This window comes from Arsukibacterium sp. (assembly GCF_036735525.1).
In the GTDB taxonomy this organism is placed as follows: domain Bacteria; phylum Pseudomonadota; class Gammaproteobacteria; order Enterobacterales; family Alteromonadaceae; genus Alishewanella.
The window spans coordinates 41,716-58,848 of sequence record NZ_DAINOE010000004.1; the positions used below are offsets into that span (position 1 = coordinate 41,716).

17 protein-coding genes and 1 tRNA gene are annotated in these 17,133 nt (G+C 50.0%); 11 read left to right on the forward strand and 7 right to left on the reverse strand.

Annotation, left to right across the window (positions count from 1 at the left end; translation table 11 throughout):
* The first annotated feature begins 57 nt into the window (after positions 1-57).
* A complete protein-coding gene (locus V7D78_RS01615) occupies positions 58-399 on the forward strand; it encodes a c-type cytochrome (RefSeq protein ID WP_333606679.1) in 342 nt (113 codons plus the stop codon).
* Here V7D78_RS01615 and recQ read toward each other — a convergent pair.
* Complete coding sequence (recQ, locus tag V7D78_RS01620) at positions 378-2,201, reverse strand: DNA helicase RecQ (RefSeq protein WP_333606680.1); 1,824 nt, start codon at positions 2,199-2,201, stop codon at positions 378-380. The two genes, V7D78_RS01615 and recQ, sit on opposite strands and share 22 nt — an antisense overlap.
* 121 nt (positions 2,202-2,322) lie before the next feature.
* Between recQ and V7D78_RS01625 the strand changes: the two genes are divergently transcribed.
* From V7D78_RS01625 to V7D78_RS01640, 4 genes are all read left to right on the forward strand, one after another.
* Positions 2,323-2,775 (forward strand): thioesterase family protein, encoded by a 453-nt coding sequence (locus V7D78_RS01625; protein WP_333606681.1) that lies wholly within the window; start codon positions 2,323-2,325, stop codon positions 2,773-2,775.
* A gap of 83 nt (positions 2,776-2,858) precedes the next feature.
* The gene (gene rarD / locus V7D78_RS01630; RefSeq protein WP_333606682.1) at positions 2,859-3,764 is read left to right on the forward strand and encodes an EamA family transporter RarD; all 906 of its coding nucleotides are present in this window, start codon (positions 2,859-2,861) and stop codon (positions 3,762-3,764) included.
* Positions 3,765-3,797: 33 nt separating this feature from the next.
* Positions 3,798-4,475: a DUF599 domain-containing protein gene (locus tag V7D78_RS01635; RefSeq protein WP_333606683.1), complete on the forward strand. Its 678-nt coding sequence runs from the start codon at positions 3,798-3,800 to the stop codon at positions 4,473-4,475.
* A gap of 448 nt (positions 4,476-4,923) precedes the next feature.
* Positions 4,924-5,631 (forward strand): hypothetical protein, encoded by a 708-nt coding sequence (locus V7D78_RS01640; protein ID WP_333606684.1) that lies wholly within the window; start codon positions 4,924-4,926, stop codon positions 5,629-5,631.
* A 108-nt stretch (positions 5,632-5,739) separates the two neighbouring features.
* Here the strand turns inward: V7D78_RS01640 and V7D78_RS01645 are convergent.
* The 4 genes from V7D78_RS01645 to rpsU all read right to left on the reverse strand — a co-directional run bounded on the left by V7D78_RS01645 (position 5,740) and on the right by rpsU (position 10,200).
* A tRNA-Ile gene (locus V7D78_RS01645) sits at positions 5,740-5,816 on the reverse strand.
* Between the two features lie 328 nt (positions 5,817-6,144).
* Complete coding sequence (gene rpoD / locus V7D78_RS01650; RefSeq protein WP_333606685.1) at positions 6,145-7,989, reverse strand: RNA polymerase sigma factor RpoD; 1,845 nt, start codon at positions 7,987-7,989, stop codon at positions 6,145-6,147.
* Positions 7,990-8,075: 86 nt separating this feature from the next.
* Positions 8,076-9,842 carry a DNA primase gene (dnaG, locus tag V7D78_RS01655; RefSeq protein ID WP_333606686.1) on the reverse strand — a complete coding sequence of 589 codons (1,767 nt, stop codon included), beginning with the start codon at positions 9,840-9,842 and terminating at the stop codon, positions 8,076-8,078.
* 142 nt (positions 9,843-9,984) lie between these two features.
* On the reverse strand, positions 9,985-10,200 hold the full coding sequence (rpsU, locus tag V7D78_RS01660; RefSeq protein WP_189430033.1) for a 30S ribosomal protein S21: 216 nt from the start codon (positions 10,198-10,200) through the stop codon (positions 9,985-9,987).
* A 243-nt stretch (positions 10,201-10,443) separates the two neighbouring features.
* Here rpsU and tsaD point away from each other — a divergent pair, with 243 nt between their 5' ends.
* Complete coding sequence (tsaD, locus tag V7D78_RS01665; protein ID WP_333606687.1) at positions 10,444-11,457, forward strand: tRNA (adenosine(37)-N6)-threonylcarbamoyltransferase complex transferase subunit TsaD; 1,014 nt, start codon at positions 10,444-10,446, stop codon at positions 11,455-11,457.
* A gap of 162 nt (positions 11,458-11,619) precedes the next feature.
* Here tsaD and plsY read toward each other — a convergent pair whose 3' ends face one another.
* On the reverse strand, positions 11,620-12,225 hold the full coding sequence (gene plsY, locus V7D78_RS01670) for a glycerol-3-phosphate 1-O-acyltransferase PlsY (protein ID WP_333606688.1): 606 nt from the start codon (positions 12,223-12,225) through the stop codon (positions 11,620-11,622).
* Positions 12,226-12,363: 138 nt separating this feature from the next.
* Between plsY and folB the strand changes: the two genes are divergently transcribed.
* Genes folB through V7D78_RS01685 form a run of 3 tightly spaced genes read left to right on the forward strand, consistent with a single transcriptional unit; the run spans position 12,364 to position 14,038 of the window.
* A complete protein-coding gene (folB, locus tag V7D78_RS01675) occupies positions 12,364-12,741 on the forward strand; it encodes a dihydroneopterin aldolase (protein ID WP_333606689.1) in 378 nt (125 codons plus the stop codon).
* Positions 12,741-13,235 carry a 2-amino-4-hydroxy-6-hydroxymethyldihydropteridine diphosphokinase gene (gene folK / locus V7D78_RS01680; RefSeq protein WP_333606690.1) on the forward strand — a complete coding sequence of 165 codons (495 nt, stop codon included), beginning with the start codon at positions 12,741-12,743 and terminating at the stop codon, positions 13,233-13,235. The genes folB and folK overlap by 1 nt, the downstream gene beginning before the upstream one ends.
* Positions 13,232-14,038, forward strand: coding sequence for an undecaprenyl-diphosphate phosphatase (locus V7D78_RS01685; RefSeq protein ID WP_333606691.1), 807 nt, complete (start codon positions 13,232-13,234; stop codon positions 14,036-14,038). Before folK ends, V7D78_RS01685 begins: the two co-directional genes overlap by 4 nt.
* Before the next feature lie 7 nt (positions 14,039-14,045).
* Here the strand turns inward: V7D78_RS01685 and V7D78_RS01690 are convergent, their stop codons facing one another.
* Complete coding sequence (locus V7D78_RS01690) at positions 14,046-15,278, reverse strand: multifunctional CCA addition/repair protein (RefSeq protein ID WP_333606692.1); 1,233 nt, start codon at positions 15,276-15,278, stop codon at positions 14,046-14,048.
* A gap of 91 nt (positions 15,279-15,369) precedes the next feature.
* Here V7D78_RS01690 and V7D78_RS01695 point away from each other — a divergent pair, with 91 nt between their 5' ends.
* Both V7D78_RS01695 and V7D78_RS01700 read left to right on the forward strand, forming a co-directional pair.
* Positions 15,370-16,293 carry an ExeA family protein gene (locus V7D78_RS01695; protein ID WP_333606693.1) on the forward strand — a complete coding sequence of 308 codons (924 nt, stop codon included), beginning with the start codon at positions 15,370-15,372 and terminating at the stop codon, positions 16,291-16,293.
* A gap of 2 nt (positions 16,294-16,295) precedes the next feature.
* Positions 16,296-17,117, forward strand: a complete 822-nt coding sequence (locus V7D78_RS01700) for a general secretion pathway protein GspB (protein WP_333606694.1) — start codon at positions 16,296-16,298, stop codon at positions 17,115-17,117.
* Positions 17,118-17,133 lie beyond the last annotated feature (16 nt).

Below are 17,133 nucleotides of genomic sequence, written 5' to 3' on the forward strand. Positions count from 1 at the left end.
GGCTTGAGCATCAGGCCTACTTTAGGCATTAATAATAAAAAACCACAGGACAAACTGATGCTAAAAACAGGGCTAGTGTTGATATTGATGGCAAGCAGTCTGACTGTAGCCGCTGAACCTCAGGGGGATGCAGACGCCGGGCGGGTTAAAGCGGCCAGTTGTGCCGCCTGTCATGGGGCAGATGGCATCGCAGTGATACCGGATTATCCTAATTTGGCAGCACAGCAACAGCGCTATTTACAATTATCGATCAGAGCTTACAGAGACGGTGAGCGTAAACATGATGTGATGTCGCCAATGGCCGCAGGCTTAACCGAGCAGGATATAGCCGATCTGGCCGCTTTTTACAGCAGCTTACCCGTTCAAGCTACCGCAGCTCAGTCTACCCCTGCCAAATAATGCTCAATTTGTTCGATAAAGGCATCACCAAAGCGGCTTAGTTTAGTCTGGCCAACGCCACTGACCTCTAACAAGCTACTTCTATTAGTGGGAAGCTTTTGGCACATATCTATTAAAGTAGCATCTGAAAAAACCATAAAGGGCGCAATATCGTGCTGCTCTGCCAGCTGCTTACGGCGCTGGCGCAGCCGGGCAAACAGTTGTTTATCATAGTTTTGCGGTGTTTTACGCTTTTCTTTTACGCTGCTGCTGGTGATAAGTCTGGGCACCGCCAGTTGCAGCGCCAGTTCACCCCGTAGCACTGGTCGGGCGGCGGGCATCAGTTTGAGTGCGGCGTGCTGGGTAATATCTTGTTGTAAAAAACCAAAATGAATCAACTGGCGCAAAATGCTCAGCCAATAGTCATGGCTTAAATGTTGCCCCAGGCCCCAGGTGGATAACTGCTGGTGCTGATGTTTCAGCACTTTTTGACTTTGGCTGCCACGCAGCACTTCGATAACATGGTTCATGCCAAAGCGTTGATCTACCCGGTACACACAAGATAAGGCCTTTTGCGCTAATTCGGTGCCATCAAAGCGCTGCGGCGGGTTGATACAAATATCGCAATTACCACAGGGTGTTTGCCGCGACTCGCCAAAATAATTCAGTAATACCAGGCGGCGGCAGGTTTGGGCTTCGGCAAAGGCGGCCATTGCAGAAAAGCGCTGGCGGCTAACCATAGCGCGCTCAGCATCAGGCTCCTGATCCAGCCAATGATAAATTTTACCGACATCGGCCGGGTCAAATAAGGTCAGGGCTTCAGCGGCGACGCCATCGCGCCCGGCGCGGCCGGTTTCCTGATAATAGGCCTCGATAGTGCGCGACAATTCATAGTGCACCACAAAGCGGATATTGGATTTATTAATGCCCATACCAAAGGCTACGGTGGCGACAATGATTTGCACATCATCGCGCTGAAACGCCTCCTGCACCCGACCACGCTCTGCGCCATCCAGACCAGCATGGTAGGCAGCGGCCAGTAAGTTGTGCTCCAGCAGTTGGCTGGTTAGTTCATCGACTTTTTTGCGCGAGTTGCAGTAAATAATACCGCTGTGGCCTTCCTGTTGTTTCAGGTAGCTCAGTACTTGCTCCAGCGGGCGGAATTTTTCCTGCACCACATAGCGGATATTCGGTCGGTCAAAGCTACCCACATAGATATATGGCTGCTGCAGGCCAAGTTGTTGCACGATATCGCGCTGGGTAGCCGGATCGGCCGTGGCGGTAAGCGCTAATACCGGCGCTGTTGGAAAACACTGTTTTAGCTGGCCAAGTGCCATATAGTCAGGCCGGAAGTCGTGGCCCCACTGCGAAATACAGTGTGCCTCGTCCACCGCTATTAAGCTGACCCCTACTTCTTGCAGCCGCTCGATAAAAGCCGGTTGCAGTAAGCGCTCAGGTGCGACGTACAGCAATTTGAGCTCACCGCGCCTGAGCCTTGCAAAAATCTCCAGAATAGCTTCGCGGCTCAGGCTGCTGTTAACAAATTCTGCTGCAACGCCACTGGTTTTGAGCGCATCGACCTGATCTTTCATTAATGACATCAACGGCGACACGACAATGCTGACGTGGGGTAAATGCAGAGCAGGTAGTTGATAACACAAGGATTTGCCACCACCGGTGGGCAGTAATACAAAGGCATCCTGGCCTTGTAGCACAGCGGACATCACTTCCGCCTGGCCGGCGCGCAAGCTGCTATAACCAAAGGTTTGTTTAAGCTTAGAGAGTAGTTCGGTGATCACGCGTGGCCAAAGAGTGTTATTCAATGCGGCTATTGTAAGCAGAAACGCGGCAAAGTTATAGCGCTAAGCGGTATTAACAACAGGCTTTGCTTTCGGCGGGCGACTGGTTACACTGGCTGCAAATGGTCAAACCAGTGAGCGTGTTATGCAACCCGAACAACTGTTACCCTTTATCGCCGAGACCTTTAACCAGATGCCCTTTAACCGGGTGCTGGGGCTGCAAGTCACCCGCTTTGATCAGCAGCAAGTAGAGGTCAGTTTTCCCTGGTCGGCGCAACTGGTCGGCAATCCGCTGCAGCAGATCTTACACGGCGGGGTTATTGCCTCCGTGCTGGATGTGGCCGGTGGCATGATGGCGGTGGCCAGCGCGCTGGAGCGTTTTACCGACATAGAGCAGAGCGAGTTAATTGCCCGTTTTGGCAAAATGAGCACTATTGATATTCGTACCGACTATTTACGGCCGGGTCGTGGCGAGCGCTTTATTGCCAGTGCTCATGTTATCCGCTCAGGCAACAAGGTGGCGGTGTGTCGGATGGAGCTGCATAACGAACAAAATTTGCATATAGCGCTGGGTACCGGCACTTATTTGGTGGGTTGAGCTAAAACTGTGCAGCCTGCATGGGCTGAATTGGTTACAATGCGCGCCTGCTAATTTGTCGTATTAATTGTCTGGGTATTGTTATGCCATTAAGCCGGGAACAAAAACTGGGCGGTTTGTTTGCTGCCAGCGCCTATTTTTTATGGGGTATAGCGCCGCTGTATTTTAAGCAACTGGCGTTTATTCCGGCTACCGAAATTCTGGTGCATCGCATTGTCTGGTCGGCCTTATTGTTAGGCATAGTGGTCTTGCTGCTGGGTCAATCCAGTAAAGTGGTGGCGGTATTTAAGCAAGCTAAGTTACTGGCGATGCTGCTGTTAAGCGCGGTATTGCTCGGCATCAACTGGGGGCTTTTTATCTGGGCCATTAACAGCAACCATATGCTGGATGCCAGCCTCGGCTATTACATTAATCCCTTATTCAATGTGTTGTTAGGCATGCTGTTTTTAGGCGAACGGCTGCGCCCTTTGCAATGGCTGGCCGTGGCCCTGGCCTGCGCCGGGGTGCTGATCCAGCTGATTAGCTTTGGCTCGCTGCCCTGGATAGCGCTGGCGCTGGCCGGTACCTTTGCCGTGTATGGCCTGCTGCGTAAAAAGCTGGCGGTAGATGCCATTAGTGGCCTCTTTATTGAATCGATGTTGTTATTGCCGCTGGCGCTGTGGTACTGGTCGCAGGTAGCCAGCAGCAGTGCGGTGAATTTATTAGACAACAGCCTGGGGTTAAACCTGCTATTGGTATCGGCGGCATTGGTCACTACAGTGCCATTATTGTGCTTTATTGGTGGCGCCAGGCGGCTGCAGTTATCCACCATGGGCTTTTTTCAGTATATCGGGCCAAGCTTAATGTTTGTGTTTGGCGTCTGGCTATATCAGGAGCCACTGGCGGCGGGGCGTTTACTGACCTTTGGCTTTATCTGGCTGGCGCTGAGTATTTATACTTATGATGCCTGGCAACGCAGTCGTCAGGCGAAGCGAAAAGGTGTACAGTAAAATTATCAGTTAAACGCGAAGCGCGGAGTAACAATGCCAGAATTGCTGGATTTAATTGCGGTAACGTGGTTTTTAAGTTTGTGGGTGGGCTATACCTTTTACGCCAAAAGACGCGCTAAGGTGGTCAGCTGCTTGTCGTATGAACTGCGCCGCAAACGCACCGACTGGATGCAGCAAATGCTGCGCCGTGATAATAAAATGGCGGATGTTGGCTTACTGTCGACGCTGGAACGCAATGTCAGTTTTTTTGCCTCAAGTTGCTTGCTGATCCTGGCCGGTTTATTAACGGTACTGCCTTCGGCCGATAAGCTGAGCCTGGTGTTAACCAATTTAATCCCCTGGTCAACCCAAACAGAAGTGGGGGTGCAAGTTAAGATACTGTTTCTGGCCTTTATTTTTGTATTTGCGTTTTTTCAGTTTACCTGGTCGTTGCGTCAGTATGGCTTTGGTGGCGTACTAATAGGCGCTGCTCCAGATGGTAGGGAGATGGCAGCAGAAGAGCAGCAGTTATATGCCAACCGCGCCGCTAAGGTGGTCGATCAGGCCGGTCACTCCTTTAACTATGGCCTGCGCGCCATTTACTTTTCGCTGTCAGCATTAACCTGGTTTATCGATGCCGGCCTCTTTATGGTGGCATCAGTCGTGGTGATGCTGGTGATGAAGCACCGCGAGTTTCACTCTAAAGTACTCAAAGCACTGCAGGAATGTTGAGCTAAGCTGCACTACAGTTTTACGCTTCATGCTGCATGTGGCATGAGCGTTTTAAACAAGGAATAGCAAAGTTAACGCAGCGGCGGCAGCACCTAGAGCAAAGAGGACGGCCTGAGGGCAAAAAGACTCGGAATTAATTTTGTTCTGACGCTAATATCACTAATATCATTGAAAGGTAATTTGAATGAGTTTTATAGAATTTTATAGACCACAAATTAAGTTTCATTTTGTGTTAAGTGCAATGATTTCGCTTCTTGGTGGCTATCATTATTCTTTTTTGCGGGGGGCCGTCTTTTTTATAGCTTACAATCTGTTCTTTTTGGCTATTGGTTAGGATAATAGGGTCGGATAATAGGGTCAGATCAAAATAAATTGCTCTATGCTAAACCTAATCTGAGATAGTGATGGTAAGGCAGCGTGATGGCAAAACTTCCCGAGTGCATTTAGCGTGGAGGAAAATATTCCTATCGCTTTAAGTACCATAAGAGAAAAGTATTGGATAAGAACTCTTAATACCCGGGCGCCATATGGGCTTAATTATAGCCTAGGTGGTCAGGTGCCTAATACGAGATTTAATGAATACGCGCTTGGTCATGAAACTTATTTCAGCATTAGAGCTGCAGCTATAGCTCATTCTAGAATAACCAAAGGTAACTGCTCTGAGCACGTTGCTGCGCGCTTTATTGCAAAGGGTTTAGCACCACCAAAGAAATCACGTCAGCACTCAGCGGAGGCGCACTCTGGAAGTCCATTGTATAGAATATGGCTCGGTTTAATGCGTAGGGACCGTCTTGATATAGAATGGCAGGTCAATTCTTTTTTTAAGGAAGATTTAACAGGACAGGTAGACTCAGACGAGCATCCTAATCCAGGTGTGTGTTTGGTCACCCGGTTAGGGAAAGGTAAGCTCAATTCAACTAATTTTTTGTGGATGACAAAAGCGGAAGCTGCTGCCCGGATCCACGCTAGGGCAGTTGAGGTTGGTGGAAGGTTATATTCCTCGTTAACTGAGGCAGCCAGAGCATTTAGTGTTCCAGCATCAACTCTTCGTTACCTTATCAAGAAAATAACTGCAACGCAGAGCAAGCTATTTATGCTTATCTTGACAGAAAAGCTAGAAACAACGAATAGCATAATCTACATAAATCAATATTAAGGGTACATAATTAATTTGAGAGAAAGCTAACTAGACCCGTTACTTGACCCTTTGGGCCATTTACGGTTAGCTTAAAGAAAGGAGTTTGACGTAAGTCATTGAAAATAATGGTGGCCCCAGCTGGACTCGAACCAGCGACCGATCGATTATGAGTCGAGCGCTCTAACCAACTGAGCTATGGGGCCATTTGTAACTAACTTTTTGAGTACAGTGTTAACACATCCATGATGATCGGCACTCAGCTCGGCCATCCACGGCCTCGCATTCATCGTTCTCGAAGTGATGTTAAATCACTTCTCGCCACTTGCAGTGACCACTCTTCACCTAAGCTATGGGGCCACATGCCGTTTCCTATTTATAGCAAATTAGGAAGCGGCATGCAGTATAAGAAGTTTTACCGGCTTTGTCATCTGGCTTATCAGCGTCAGTTGGCTTAACTGCTTATTTTTTCGTCGTTAAAATTAAAAAGGCGCCGTCAGGCGCCTTTTTCTGTATAGCTAAGTTAGCTAACGCTTACTCGTCCAGGAAGCTTTTTAACACTTCAGAGCGTGATGGGTGGCGCAGTTTACGCAGAGCTTTGGCTTCAATTTGCCGGATGCGCTCGCGGGTAACGTCAAACTGTTTGCCAACTTCTTCCAGCGTATGGTCGGTATTCATATCAATACCAAAGCGCATCCGCAGTACTTTTGCTTCGCGCGCGGTTAAACCGGCCAGTACTTCATTGGTGGCGTTTTTCAGGCTTTCCATAGTGGCAGAATCCAGTGGCGATTCGCCGCCGGAATCTTCAATAAAGTCGCCTAAATGCGAATCTTCGTCATCACCAATAGGGGTTTCCATAGAAATCGGCTCTTTGGCGATTTTTAACACCTTACGAATTTTGTCTTCCGGCATTTGCATGCGCTCTGACAATTCTTCTGGTGACGGTTCACGCCCCATCTCTTGCAACATCTGCCGCGAAATGCGGTTAAGTTTGTTGATGGTTTCAATCATGTGCACCGGTATACGGATAGTGCGCGCCTGATCGGCGATAGAGCGGGTGATGGCCTGACGGATCCACCAGGTGGCATAGGTTGAAAACTTATAACCACGACGGTATTCAAACTTATCGACGGCTTTCATCAAACCGATGTTACCTTCCTGAATTAAATCAAGGAATTGTAAGCCACGGTTGGTGTATTTTTTGGCAATAGAAATCACCAGACGTAAGTTAGCTTCTACCATTTCTTTTTTGGCGCGACGGGCTTTGGCTTCACCAATCGACATACGGCGGTTGATATCTTTAATTTTAAAGATACTTAAGCCGGTTTCTTCTTCAACCTTTTTTAGCTTTTCAATGCTGCGTACTAAGTCTTCCTGCATTTCCTGCAGTTTAGCAGCATAAGGCTTGGTACCGTTGATCTCGGCCATTAACCAGGCAGAAGAGGTTTCGTTGCCGGTAAAGGCTTTAACAAAGTTTTTCTTCGGCATTTTGGCGTATTCAACGCAATGCTTCATCAGCAAACGCTCTTGCACCCGTACCCGGTCCATCATTTCACGCATGTTTTTAACCAGGCGATCAAACTGCTTGGGTACTAAGCGGAAACAACGGAACACTTCGCTCAGTTTTTCAATTTCAACTTTGGTGGTGGCATGCTCACGGCCATTTTGCACGATAGAGTGACGGGTCACTTCGTACTGGGTGCGCAGCTCGGTAAATTTAATACGGGCGACTTCTGGATCCGGGCCGCTGTCACCGTCATCGCTGTCGGCGTCATCGTCTGAATCGTCATCATCATCGCTGTCATCGTCCTGTTTATCTTCAGGCACTTCTGAACCGATGTGGCTGCCGATAATAGGCGCATCTTCAATTTCGTTCGGATCGATAAAGGCAGAAACGATATCGCTTAAGCGAATTTCTTCTGCTTCAAATTTGTCCCACTGCTCCAGCAGGTACGTAATGGCTTCCGGGTACTCGGCTACCGAGGTTTGTACCTGGTTGATGCCGTCTTCAATCCGTTTGGCGATGTCAATTTCGCCTTCACGGGTTAATAGCTCAACCGTACCCATTTCGCGCATGTACATCCGCACCGGATCGGTCGTGCGACCCAGTTCTTTATCAACACTGACCAGCGCCTGCGCGGCTTCTTCTGCGGCATCTTCATCAGCTGCGGCATCAGACATGATCAAATCATCGGCATCCGGGGCGCTTTCAAACACCTGGATACCCATATCGTTGATCATCCGGATGATATCTTCGATCTGCTCAGAGTCGATGATGTCTTGTGGAAGGTGATCATTTACTTCAGCAAAGGTAAGGTACCCTTGCTCTTTACCTTTAAGGATCAGGAGTTTTAACTGCGACTGAGGACTTTGCTCCATAGAGACTTATCTTCCACCAATGTTGATTAATAGCAAAATGCGAACTAGCGATTATAACAAACCGAAGCTTTTCTAGCCAGTCGGAGTTAGCTTGCCGCTCGAGGTTTTTTACTTTTCAGCGCTTTTAACAACAGAACGTATTCTTGTTGCTCCACACTGGTCAGTTGTCTTAATTTATCTGTACGTTCCAGCGCGTCTAACCGTTGCTGCAAATACATATTTTCTATCGAATGAAAGGTATCCAGAAAATCTGCAGTTAACTGCTCGGGTTCAATCTGATGCTGCCACACCGCCAGCTTTAACAGGATGGCATGCTCTGGCCGATCGCGCCAATACTCCAGCAATTGCGCTGTCGTCAGCTCAGGCTTGTTTAATAACAGCTGCTGAATGTCTAACAGCAGTGTTATGCCTGGTATATTGGCCTGTGCCAGCTCAGGTGTGTGCGGCATAGCGCTGGCCAGTAGCGGGTTTTGCACTAACAGCGCAATAGCCCGCCGCATCGGCGTAATTTTTAAACTGTTGCTCACAGGCCGGTTAGCTGGCCGCTCGTTTTGCCGGCCTGAGGCTTTCGCCTGTTGGGTTTTACGGCCCAGTAAGTCATCCAGTTTCTGGCTCAGGCTTTCGCGATAAAAGCTGCCAGGGATCTGCTTAATTAACTCGCTGCCTTTGCTGGCCAGCGCAGTTTTACCGGCATCACTATTGGCATCATATTCGGCCAGCAAGTGCTCAAATAAATATTGGCTGAGCGGTTGTGCCTGCTCCAAACGGGCTAAAAAGGCAGTTTTACCTTCCTTTTGCACCAGCGAGTCAGGGTCTTCACCGTCAGGTAAAAACACAAAATTCAGTTCTACGCCGTCTTTTAATTGCGGCAGGGCATTTTGCAGTGCCCGCCAGGCGGCGTCGCGCCCGGCTCTGTCACCATCATAGCAACATATCACTTTTGGAGTAAACCGAAACAGCGTATGCATGTGATCTGAGCTGGTGGCAGTACCCAGGCACGCCACGGCAAAACGAATATCATGCTCGGCCAGTGCCACCACATCCATATAGCCTTCTACGACAAGCAACTGGCTCAGGTGCCCAGGTTGTTGCCGGGCCTGATACAGGCCATACAACTCACGTCCTTTATGAAACAAGCGTGTTTCGGGCGAATTTAAATATTTTGGCTGGCCATCGCCTAATACCCGGCCACCAAAAGCAATAACCCGACCGCGTTTATCATGAATAGGGAACATTAAGCGGTCGCGGAAAAAATCGAACTCGCGGCCATTATCATTGCGGCTAAGCAGTTTAATCTCGTGCAGTTGCTCGCGTAACTGGCGACTGCCTTGCTGGCCTAAGTGTTTTAGCAGGTTATCCCAGCCATCTGGTGCATAACCTAGCTGGTAGTCGGCAATGGTGCCTGCACTTAAGCCACGCTTTGCTAAATACTGTTGTACTTCAGCGGCTTTAGCATGTTGGTGCAACTGTTGCTGATAATAATCGGCGGCTTGCTGCATTAATACATAGTCATCTGCCTGGGCTGCAGGACGGGCCGGTTGACTGCCTTTTTCGCGCGGCACTTCCAGGTGCAAATCTTTGGCCAGCTCTTCAATGGCTTCAACAAATTCCAGTTGCTCAAATTCCATCATAAAGCTGATGGCATTACCGTGGGCACCACAACCAAAGCAATGGTAAAACTGCTTGTCCGGGCTGACGGTAAAAGATGGCGATTTTTCGTTATGAAATGGACAACAGGCCGTGTAGTTACGACTACCGGCTTTTTTCAGCGGAACACGTTTGTCAATTAACTCAACGATATCAGTTCTGGCGAGCAGATCGTCGATAAATTGTCGGGGAATTTGTCCTGCCACGCTTGTCCTTTTAGTGTTAATTCAGAAAAAGACAAACCGTGCTCAAAGAGCACGGTGTGCAGATAAAGCCTTAACGCGAGGTTGAACTGTACTTATAAGGTTGCGGGTTACGCAGCCGAACAATTCAAGCCGGTCTGTAACATTAGTACAGACGAATGCGACGTGCGTTTTCGCGAGACAGCTTCTTAGCATGGCGTTTTACCGCTGCAGCTTTCTTGCGTTTACGGATCCAGGTAGGCTTCTCGTAGAATTCTTTAGCGCGTACATCAGCTAATACGCCAGCTTTTTCACATGAACGTTTGAAACGACGTAAAGCTACGTCAAAGGGTTCGTTTTCTTTTACTTTAACTACAGGCATTAAATTCTCACCTCAGGCCAAAACTGGTTTTCGTTAACCAATACGATTAAAAATGGTGCGGCATTTTACGCAAAAAGCCCCCCCGATGTAAAGCGATAATGTGATCTTAAATCAGATCCTCTGGCTCTGGCTTGGTTAAGCCGTTACAATGCCTGCTTTTCGAGCTGGGCATCTTACCTGAAGTTAGGCGGCAGATCCGGTTTATTTAGCGTTTTTTTGTGTTTGTTAAAGGTTGAGTAAGGCATGCGTGTATTAGGAATCGAAACCTCCTGCGATGAAACCGGTATTGCTATCTATGATGGTGATAACGGCTTGCTCAGTCATGTGCTGTACAGTCAGATAGCGATTCATGCGGATTATGGCGGAGTGGTGCCTGAATTGGCATCGCGCGATCATGTGAAAAAAACTTTGCCGTTAATCAAGCAAGCCTTACAGCAAGCCGGGTTAACCGCAGCCGATATTGACGGTGTGGCTTATACCGCAGGCCCTGGCCTGGCTGGCGCCTTATTGGTGGGCGCGACCATTGGCCGCAGCCTGGCCTTTGCCTGGCAAAAGCCGGCACTGGCAGTGCATCATATGGAAGGCCATTTGCTGGCGCCAATGCTGGAAGATGATGCGCCGGAGTTCCCGTTTTTAGCCTTATTGGTCTCCGGTGGTCATACGCAGTTAGTGGGCGTTGAGGGTATTGGTCGCTATCAGTTGCTGGGTGAGTCTATTGATGATGCTGCCGGTGAGGCTTTTGATAAAACGGCAAAATTAATGGGGCTGGATTATCCGGGCGGCCCTTTGCTGGCGAAATTGGCCGTTGAAGGCGATGCTAAAAAATATGCATTCCCACGGCCGATGACCGACAGACCCGGGCTGGATTTTAGCTTTAGCGGTTTAAAAACCGCGGCCTCTACTGTTATTCAGCGCGAGGGCAGCAGCCGGCAAGTGCAGGCTGATATTGCCGCGTCATTTCAGCAGGCAGTGGTGGATACCTTGCTGATTAAATGCCAGCGGGCCTTGCAGCAAACCGGCTATAAGCGGCTGGTGATGGCGGGTGGTGTCAGTGCTAATCAGTCTTTACGAGAGCAATTAGCGCACATGCTCGCCGCCAAAGGGGGCAAGGTATATTACCCACGTAAAGAGTTTTGTACCGACAATGGTGCCATGATAGCCCTGGCCGGCTATTACCGCTTAGCCGCCGGACAGCAGCAGGATCTGACTATAGGGGTCACGCCACGCTGGCCGATGCAGGATTTAGCGCCAATCTGATTTATAAAGAGAAATAATTACCTAAGTGAGTGGGGCTTCGGTTGCAATTCCCGCTTTGGCTCGCCACAGCAACTCCCTCGCGCTGGCGCACTCACTCAGACACTCTGTGTCGACCAAATCGGGATTCCAACCTTGCTTAATGGCCATTTTATTGCTTTGGTTTTACTCGCGGATGCGCTTGCTTTTATCCCAGACTTTGCTTTCTTTGCCTTGGTATAACCTTATGATGTTCTCACGGTGGCGGGCAATGATTAAGATGCTTAGCATCAGCACAGGTAAGGTGTACAAGGGTTTTATCATATAGGTAAAAAGCGGGGCCAGCGCCACGGTAATAATAGCCGCCAGCGATGAGTAGCCGCTAAGCGCCACTATTAACAACCAGCTGCCAATCAGTAAACCTGCCAAATCCAGACCAATCGGCATCATAGTGCCAAATGCCGTAGCAACGGCTTTGCCGCCTTTAAAGCCAAAAAATAACGGATAAATGTGGCCAAGGCAGGCGCAGATACCAATAGCGCCCAGCCACACAGGTTCTATCTTTAAAAAATAAGAACCCCAAACCGGAATGGTGCCTTTGAGGATATCAAAAACCAGCACCAGTACAGCAGGTAACTTGCCGCCTAAACGTAATACATTGGTGGCGCCGGGGTTGCCGGAGCCATGAAGGCGCGGATCGGGCAGCCGAAACAGTTTACAAATCAGCACTGCTGAGGAGACTGAACCTAGCAAATAGGCCAAAATCATCATAATAGCGATTAGCAGGGTCATCTCGACGGTTCCTCAGCACCCATTTTTGCGATAAGATTAGCGCTTGCTTTTCGGGCAGCAGAATACGGTGTTTCTGGTGTTTTACCTATCCGACCAGCCTACCTGAAACCGAAAATAACGCAATGCGGATTTAACTGAATGGACATAGTTTTTATAAAACAGCTACAAGTAAACACCGTGATTGGTGTCTATGACTGGGAAAAAACCATTCAGCAAGCCTTGTTTCTGGATTTAGCCTTAAGTGCCGATCAACAGGCTGCTGCCGCCAGCGACGACATTCGCTTAACCCTGGATTACGCGGTTATTGCTGAAAAAGTTCAAAGTCTGATCACCGCTCAGCCCATAGAATTGATTGAAACTGTAGCCGAGCGTGTAGCCCAGCTGTTGCTTAGCGAATTTTGCTGCAGCAAAGTGGAGGTGACCGTCAGCAAGCCGGGTGCAGTGGCCGCCGCGCAAACGGTAGGGGTGCATATAGTGCGTTATGCCAAGGGTTCTGCCCAGCCGAGGCCAGACTGATGGCGCGTATTTACATTAGTGTCGGTAGCAATATTGAGCGGGAATTTAATGTTCGTGCCGGGGTGCAGGCATTGCAACACTACTTTGGCCAGCTGCAATTATCGTCGGTGTATGAAAGTGATGCTGTGGGCTTTGATGGCGATGCTTTTTATAACATGGTAGTGGGCGCCGATACGGTCTTGTCTGTCGCCGACTGTGTGGCCGTGTTAAAAGATATTGAACAACGCTTTGGGCGGGTGCGCACTGTCCAAAAATTCTGTGGCCGCACCCTGGATTTAGATTTATTGACCTATGATCAGCTGGTGTGTCAGCAACCCATTATCTTGCCGCGCGGCGAAATTACCGAAAACGCCTTTGTGCTGTGGCCGCTGGCGGAAATTGCCCCTGATGTTGTACACCCTGTTACTGGCCTGACTTATGCCAGCTTGTGGCAGGATTATAACGAGCCACAAAAATTGTGGCCGATACCTTTTGAATGGAGTAAATCAGCTTGACTACAGTGGAAGTGATTATTTTAGCGATTATTCAGGGCATTACCGAGTTTTTACCGATTTCTTCCTCTGCCCACCTCATTTTGCCCTCGGCAGTGTTGGGCTGGCAGGATCAGGGTATCGCCTTTGATGTGGCCGTGCATGTTGGCACTTTATTAGCGGTGATGCTGTATTTTCGGCAAGATATCGCCAATTTAACTGTTGGTTGGATAAAAAGCCTGGCCGGGCAGCACAGCACCGATAGTAAACTGGCTTGGTGGGTCATTTTAGCCACTATTCCGGCTGGCTTAGCCGGATTGCTGGCGGCAGATGTCATAGAAACCTTTTTACGCTCCCCCTGGGTGATTGCCATCACTACCATAGTGTTTGGGTTATTGTTATGGCTGGCCGATGCCACAGCTAAACAACATATGGCCATGGCGCAGATGGGCTGGCGCCAGGCATTGGTGATTGGTTTGGCGCAGGCGGCGGCCTTGATACCCGGTACCTCACGCTCAGGCATTACCATGACCGCCGCTATGCTGATGGGGCTGGATAAAGTCAGTGCCGCGCGCTTTTCTTTTTTATTGTCGATACCTATTATCGTGCTCAGTGGCGGTTATCAGGCTACTAAGCTACTGGTTGAGCCTGAGCAATTTGATGTCAGTGGCATCTTACTGGGCACGGTATTGGCCTTTATCAGTGCGCTGATTTGTATTCACTTCTTTTTAAAAATCATCAGCCGCATGGGCATGTTGCCCTTTGTCATTTACCGGCTAACCTTGGGCGTTGCGTTAATTGTCTTTCTGGGTTGGTTCGCTGCGTAAGCAGGTTTTAGCCAGCTGCCATGGCCGCTTTGGCGTGTTGTATCGCCCTTAAGCGGGCGTGCTGCAATGCCTCACCTAAGGCAGGTCCGGCAATGCCTTGTGCTATTAACGCTTTGGCTGTTACCCCTAGCGCCGCGGCGGCCAGTTGCTGCAGATAGGCCGCTTGCGGGTAGTCGGCTTGCTCAAAACCAGTACGGCCGCGCAAGTCTGCGGTGCAGCACAGCACAATATCCTCCAGCCGCTGTGGCTTACGCCACAAATCAATGGCATTAAACAGCTTTAATAGGGTGCTGGCTTTTAGATCCAGAGCGCGATGTATTAACTGATGGTATTCACAGACCAGCAAGGCTAGATCGCGACAGTCATTAGGCACCCGCAGTCGCTGGCACAGCGCTTTGATTAAGGGTAACCCTGTGTGTTCATGGCCATGGTGTGAGGGCAACAGCGCTTTATCGGTAACGCCCTTCCCTAAATCGTGCACCAGCGCAGCAAAGCGAATATCCAGCCGTGGTGATAAGGTCGCTGCTTGTTGCAGTACCAACAGCGTATGGACGCCGGTATCGCCTTCCGGGTGCCACTTCAGGGGTTGCGGTACGCCCCAGAGTGCGGCCAGTTCGGGCATTAGCGCTTGCAGGGCGCCACACTCTTTCAGCAGTTCAATATAGGCCGCCGGGCTTTGGCTGCTTAATGCCTTGGCTGTTTCTACCCATACTCGCTCCGGGCTGAGCGTATTAAGCTCACCGCTGTCGCTAAGCTGGCGCATTAATCTGAAGGTGTCGCTGGCCACGCTAAAACCTAAATGCGCGTAGCGGGCATAAAAACGCGCTACCCTAAGCACCCGCAACGGATCTTCACTAAAGGCCGCAGACACATGGCGCAGTATTTTTTGCTCTATATCAGCAATACCGCCGTAAGGGTCGATAAGGTTGCCGGCGTCATCCATGGCTATGGCATTAATGGTCAGGTCGCGCCGGGCTAAATCCTGTTCCAGCGTCACATCGGGGGCAGCATAAACACTAAAACCGGTATAGCCCTGGCCGTTTTTACGCTCAGTGCGGGCCAGCGCATATTCTTCTTTGGTTTTTGGGTGCAAAAAAACCGGAAAGTCCTTACCGACCTGCTGATACCCCAGCTGCAGCATTTGCTCTGGGGTAGCACCCACCACCAGCCAGTCCCGCTCATGAAAAGGGTAATGCAGTAATTGATCGCGTACTGCGCCGCCGACAAGATAAATCTGCACGCTCTTTCCTGATGGGTGTTTTTTTGCCATTATACCCGTCGTCTTTCAAAATGCACTGTTGTTGGCTTAAGCCCTCTACTCAGGATAACGGATGTATACCGGATTTTTTGGCCTTAGCAGCCCGCCATTCTCCATTGCGCCAAACCCGGACTTTATGTATTTGAGTCCGCGCCATGCAGAAGCCCTGGCCCATATGCGTTATGGCCTGGGTGATGCCGGTGGCTTTGTGCTGCTCACCGGTGAAGTGGGGACCGGCAAAACCACGGTATCCCGATTGTTGCTGCAAGAACTGGATGACAGTACCGATGTCGCCTTTATTTTAAACCCAACCTTATCTGAGCTGGAATTACTGGCGGCCATTTGTGATGAGCTGAAAATTCGTTATAAAAAAACCGATGCCAGCTTAAAAATGTTACATGACAAAATTACCGGCCGCTTGCAAAAAAATCATCAGGCCGGCAAAAAAACCATTTTAATAATTGATGAAGCCCAGCATTTGCAACCCGCGGTACTGGAGCAGCTGCGCTTACTGACTAATCTGGAAACTAACACCCGCAAATTACTGCAGGTGATACTGATTGGCCAGCCAGAGCTACAGCAACTGTTGCAACGCAATGACTTGCGCCAGTTGGCGCAGCGCATTACTGCCCGCTATCATTTATTACCGCTGGATTTAGCCGAAGTGCAGCATTATATCAAGTTCCGGCTGCAGGTAGCCGGTTGCAGCCGGCCAGTATTTAGTGATGCCGCCATAAAGCAGTTGTTTTTGCGAAGCGGCGGTATTCCGCGTTTAATTAACTTGCTGGCCGATCGGGCATTGCTGGCCGCCTATAGCCAGCAACAGGCGATAGTAGCGCCGGCGCTGGTGCAACGTGCCGCCACAGAAATTTTACCGGCGACTAATAGCAGCGAAAAGGCCTATCCGTCCTGGTTATGGCCGCTGCTGGCGCTATCCGGTATAGTGCTTGGCTTTATGCTGGCGCTGCAATTAGTGCCCTTACTGAGCGGAACTTAGACATGTCAATTTTGATGGATGCGTTAAAACAACAAGTCCCCGCTACGGCGCAACCAGCGCAAGCGTCGCCGTGGCGTGTTACCGCGCTGGTGCTAGCGCTGCTACTGGCCGTATTGCTGGGTTTTGTTGCTGGTTATTTTTTGCTTAAATACAGTGCAGTGCAGCCAGTAGCCGATAGCAACAGTGTCATGCTGGCTGAGCCGGTGGTCGCTTCAGCTACCAGCATAGCATCACGCTTTGAACCGGTCGAGACGACCGCGCTAGTAGCACAGGCCACTGTGGCTTCAGAAGCAACGCAAACTAGCACAGCAGCAACGCCTGGGGCAGAAATGCCTGCCGCAGGAACGCCTGCCGCAGCTACCCGGGTAGCTGAAGTAAGGCAGCCGCAGGTACAGGTTGAGCCGTTACCGGTGCGCCCGCCGATGGTCACCGTTACCGCGCCCTCGCAAAACAGTGCTACGGCTGAGCTTAGTGATAGCGCAGTATCAGATGAGTTACAGCAGTTGTTTGCCTCAGCGCTGGCGGCAACAGAGCGCTCAAACACCCCATCTACGGGGGCTGTGGTGCGTAATCATCAGGCGCCTGCTCAAGATATTCGCAGCTTGGACAGTCAGTTGCAGCAACAGATCCCCAGTTTACGCTTTGAGGCCCATGTTTATGCTACCAGCCCGGCACAGCGCTGGGTAAAGGTAAATGGTAAAACCTTGCAGGAAGGGCAGTGGATCACCGCTGATATCCGTTTGCGTGAAATCACCCCGCAGTATGTGTTGCTGGAGTTTGGGCAGCAGCTTTTCAGTATGGCGGCGTTATCAGATTGGCGCTAGAACTCAGTAGTGCTTA